We start from the raw sequence: 2,514 nt of genomic DNA on the forward strand, positions 1-2,514 counted from the left end.
GCAGGCATGGTCGTTGTTCGGGTGTTCCTGTTTCGCCGACGACTGCCCCGTCCGAGAGGTTCCTCGTTGAGGTCTTACATCGTCTCCGCAGGCTGTCACCGCCAGTCCGGCGGCCAGGAGGTTGCGTGCCGCGTTCACGTCGCGGTCGTGGGTCTGCCCGCAGGTGCAGGTCCACTCCCGTACGTCCAGCGGCAGCTTCGGCGCGAGTGTGCCGCAGGTCGAGCAGAGTCTGGTCGAGGGGAACCAGCGGTCCACGACGATCAGGTCCCGGCCGTACCAGGCGGCTTTGTACTCCAGCATGGTCCGCAGCTGCCGCCACGCCGCGTCGCTGATGGCGCGGGCCAGGCGGTGGTTTGCGACCATGTTCCGTACGGCCAGGTCCTCGATCACGATCGCTTGGGTCTCGCGAACGAGCCGAGTCGTCAGTTGGTGCAGATGGTCACGCCGCCGGTCGGCGATCCGGGCATGAATGCGGGCGACCTTGGTTCGGGCTTTGGTCCGGTTGGCCGAGCCCTTCTGCTTGCGGGCCAGGTCCCGTTGCGCGCGGGCCAGCCGCAGCCGGTCGGCGCGTTCGTGCCGGGGGTTGGTGATCTTCTCGCCGGTGGACAGGGTGATCAGGCTGTCCAGGCCCGCATCGATGCCGACGGCGCCCGAGGCCGGAATGTGGTTGATCGCGTCGTCGCACAGCAGGGACACGAACCAGCGCCCGGCCGCGTCGCACGACACCGTCACCGTCGACGGCGCAACACCCTCAGGCAGGGGCCGCGACCACACGATGTCGAGGGGTTCGGTCATCTTGGCCAGGGTCAGCGTGCCGTCGCGCCACCGGAACGCGCTGGCGGTGTACTCGGCCGAGCGGCGCGAGCGCCGCTTGGACTTGAAGTGCGGGTACCTGGCGCGTTTGGCGAAGAAGTTGGTGTAGGCGGTCTGCAGATGCCGCAAAGCCTGCTGCAGTGGCACGGACGACACGTCGTTGAGAAACGCCAGGTCGTCGGTCTTCTTCCACCCGGTGAGCAGGGCCGAGGTCGCGTGGTAGCCGATCCGCTCCTGCCGCTGGGTCCATGCCTCGGTCCGGGCCTGCAGGGCCAGGTTGTAGACCAGCCGGACGCACCCGAACGTGCGCGACAGCTGCGCTGCCTGCGCGTCGGTCGGGTAGAAGCGGAACTTGAACGCCCGCTTCACGGTCCTGGACACGCTACGGATCCTAAACGGACACCGGCGAGCCTTACGGCACGGGTGGACGCCGGTCCGCCCCGACGGCGGATCGGCTATACCTGCCCTGCTCCACAGGAGTTCCGTTTCCTCACCGGCCCCAAGGCCGGAGTATCCACAGAAGGAATCTGATGACTGCCACGCCACTGAACATCAGTTCGGCCCGGAAGGCTGACGGCATCACGGCCCTGACCGTCCGTGGTGAGATCGACATGAGCAACACCGCCGTTCTCGCCGACGCCCTCGACAGCGCCCCGGGCCGCCTGCTGCTGGACTTCGCCGCGGTGGAGTACCTCGACAGCGCGGGCCTGGCGGTCCTGTTCGCCCATGCCGACCGCATCGAGCTGGTGACCAACCGCCTGCTCAGTCCCGTGCTGCAGATCTCCGGTCTGGCCGAGCTCGTCACCGTGCACGAGGCACCGGCGGACGGTCACCACTGAGACCCGGCGGTCCGCGTGACCGCGGCACGACGGCGGGACGGTGACCGATCCGTCACGCGATGGACAAGCGCCGGGAGGCCGGTGTTTGATGGTGGGGCTTCGCGTCCCTCGATCATTCGAGTCGAATCGACCAGCTGCGCCGTGTGCAGACGCACGCCAGACGGGCCAACCATGGCAGCGCTGGACGAAGGGACACCCCCATGGCCGCCGGCACCCGTGCGCTGCTCCAGGTGCTCATCGTCGAAGACGATCTGGGTGACGTCGCGCTGATGGAGAGCGCCTTCGCCGAGCACAGCATCCCCAGCAACCTGCACCACGTGCTCGACGGCGGAGGGGCCCTGGAGTTTCTGCGGCGGTCCGGCCCCTACGCCGACGCGCCGCGACCGGACCTGATCCTGCTGGACCTCAACATGCCCCGGGTCGACGGCAGGCAGGCGCTGCTCGAGATCAAGTCGGATGAGACGCTCCGGTCCATCCCGACGATCGTGTTCACGACGTCGTCGTCCGACAGCGACGTGCTGGCCAGCTACCGCGCCAAGGCCAACGCGTACGTGACCAAGCCCATCAACCTCGACGAGTACGAGTCCGTGGTGATGGAGATCCGCAACTTCTTCGGCCACACGGCTCGCCTGCCCCGCCGGGCCGGTGACGAACCGGCCACCTGAGCCGCGCCACGCCGGCCGCCTGGACCGGGCCGACGAGCAGTGCCGCGCGACCGATGCCATGCGGTGGTGGCCGGTCCGCGCGCCGGCGGGGCCGCCGGGACGGTTGAGACACACGATCAGGCAGTCGCCGAGCTGGCGGGCCTGCTCCAGCAGCGAGATGTGCCCACGGTGCAGCAGGTCGAAGCATCCACCCGTGG

At 68.7% G+C, this 2,514-nt stretch carries 3 protein-coding genes and 1 pseudogene; 2 read left to right on the forward strand and 2 right to left on the reverse strand.

Annotation, left to right across the window (positions count from 1 at the left end; all coding sequences use genetic code 11):
* Positions 1-1,194 (reverse strand): RNA-guided endonuclease TnpB family protein (locus AB0J67_RS40595; RefSeq protein ID WP_363491073.1); only part of this gene is annotated, 1,194 nt, incomplete at its 3' end.
* 149 nt (positions 1,195-1,343) lie between these two features.
* Between AB0J67_RS40595 and AB0J67_RS40600 the strand changes: the two genes are divergently transcribed.
* A complete protein-coding gene (locus AB0J67_RS40600; RefSeq protein ID WP_363491075.1) occupies positions 1,344-1,652 on the forward strand; it encodes an STAS domain-containing protein in 309 nt (102 codons plus the stop codon).
* A gap of 200 nt (positions 1,653-1,852) precedes the next feature.
* Complete coding sequence (locus AB0J67_RS40605; RefSeq protein WP_363491077.1) at positions 1,853-2,317, forward strand: response regulator; 465 nt, start codon at positions 1,853-1,855, stop codon at positions 2,315-2,317.
* A gap of 57 nt (positions 2,318-2,374) precedes the next feature.
* On the opposite strand, the pseudogene AB0J67_RS40610 reads toward AB0J67_RS40605, so the two are convergent.
* Positions 2,375-2,514 (reverse strand): annotated as a pseudogene (locus AB0J67_RS40610) (adenylyltransferase/cytidyltransferase family protein); the annotation flags it as partial.

The organism is Catellatospora sp. NPDC049609, assembly GCF_040675365.1.
Taxonomy (GTDB): Bacteria; Actinomycetota; Actinomycetes; order Mycobacteriales; family Micromonosporaceae; genus Catellatospora.

Coding starts and splice junctions, on each gene's coding strand:
- AB0J67_RS40600 (WP_363491075.1), top strand. CDS start 1,344: ATGACTGCCACGCCACTGAACATCAGTTCGGCCCGGAAGGCTGACGGC.
- AB0J67_RS40605 (WP_363491077.1), top strand. CDS start 1,853: ATGGCCGCCGGCACCCGTGCGCTGCTCCAGGTGCTCATCGTCGAAGAC.